This window comes from Labedella populi (assembly GCF_004078655.1).
Taxonomy (GTDB): domain Bacteria; phylum Actinomycetota; class Actinomycetes; order Actinomycetales; family Microbacteriaceae; genus Labedella; species Labedella populi.
Window position 1 is genome coordinate 1 of record NZ_RZNC01000011.1, and the last position, 1,657, is coordinate 1,657.

The following is a 1,657-nucleotide window of genomic DNA, read 5'->3' on the forward strand; positions in this document are numbered from 1 at the left end:
GCACCCTGCCCGATGTTCTCGAAGTGCAGCGTGTACGTGAGCACCGTGCCCTCGGCCACCGGAGACTCCGACGCCTCGACCGACTTCCACGAATCGATCTCCCCCACGGGGTTCTCCGTGCAGTTCGCACTGCCCTCGACACACTCCGCCGGCGGGTCCTCACCCGTCTCCACGAGCACGTTGCCGAGCCGGTTGTCGCCCCGCGAACCGTCGGGCGACACGGTCACCGCATAGGTGACCGTCACCGTCTGACCGGCCGCGAGCGAACCGGTCACCACGATCGAATCGGCACCGAGCACGGCGGAGAGCGCGGAGTCCGAGGCGACGGGAGCAGCCGTCACCGTCGCGTCGTCGAGGATGCGCGAGAGGTGGTCCGTGAAGTCGACGGGCCCCTCGGCGGTGCCGTCGTTCGTGAAGGTCAGCGTGTAGGTGAGCACGTCACCGGCGTCGACGGACGTGCCGGACGCGGGGTCGACCGACTTCGACGAGGTCACGCGCGGGAGCTCCGTCACCGTGCACGGCGTGCTCTCGGGAACACAGTCCGTGGGCGGCGGCGTGGAGCGGTCGTCGACGACGAAGTTCGCGGCCCTGTTGTCGCCGCGTTCGTCCTCCTCGTTCACCGTGACCGTGTAGGTCACCGTGGTCGTCTGTCCAGCGGCGAGTTCACCCGTCACCGAGAAGATGCCGTCGACCACGGGAGTGGCGGTCAGACCACCGTCGGCCGACACGACCGGCACCGTCGTGAGCGTCGCATCGTCGAGCACTCCCGTGAGGTTGTCCGACTTGTCCACGGACACGGGACCTGCGCCGGCGTTCTCGAACGTCAGCGTGTAGGTCAACGTCGTGCCCGGGACGATCGGATCGGCCGAGGCGACGACGGCCTTCGAGACGAGAAGCCGCCCGATCGGTGTGAGGGTGCAGTCCGGACGCTCCGCGTCCGTCGGCTGACACGTCGGCTCCTCCGGAACCGGCGGAACCTCCCCGTCCACCGGCTTCAACAGGAAGTTCGCCGCGACGTCATCACCGCGCTCCCCGTCGGGCCGGACCGTCACCGAGTACGTGACCGTCGCGGTTGCGCCCGCCGCGACCGAACCGGTGACCGCGATCCGTGCACCGTCGCGCACGACGGTGAGCACCTCGGAGCTCGGCTCCGTCGTGACATCCGAGTCATCGAGCACGTGCGTGAGATCGTCGACCTCCTCGACCGTGCCCGCGCCCGCGCCGATGTTCGCGAAGTGCAGCGTGTACGTGAGGACCGTGCCCTCGGCCACCAGCGTCTCCGACGCCTCGACCGTCTTCCACGAATCGATCTCCCCCACGGGGTTCTCCGTGCAGTTCGCACTGCCCTCGACACACTCCGTCGGCGGGTCCTCACCCGTCTCCACGAGCACGTTGCCGAGCCGGTTGTCACCCCGCGAACCGTCGGGAAGAACCCTCACGGAGTACGTGACCGTGGCGGTCTGCCCGGGCAGCAGCGAGCCCGTCACGACGATCGTCTGGTCGACGACGGCGCTCGGGGTCAGGGTGTCGACGGATGCGACCGGCTGCGCGGTCACCTCGGCGTCGTCGAGCACCTTCGCGAGGTGGTCGGTGAAGTCGACGGCGCCGACGGCGTTGCCGCTGTTGGTGAAGGTGAGCGTGTAGGTGAGCTCATCGC

General features: G+C 68.9%; 1 protein-coding gene. It reads right to left on the reverse strand.

The window, feature by feature from the left end:
- Nucleotides 1-1,657: DUF7927 domain-containing protein (locus ELQ92_RS16140; RefSeq protein ID WP_128500321.1), on the reverse strand; the 1,657-nt coding region annotated here is incomplete at both ends.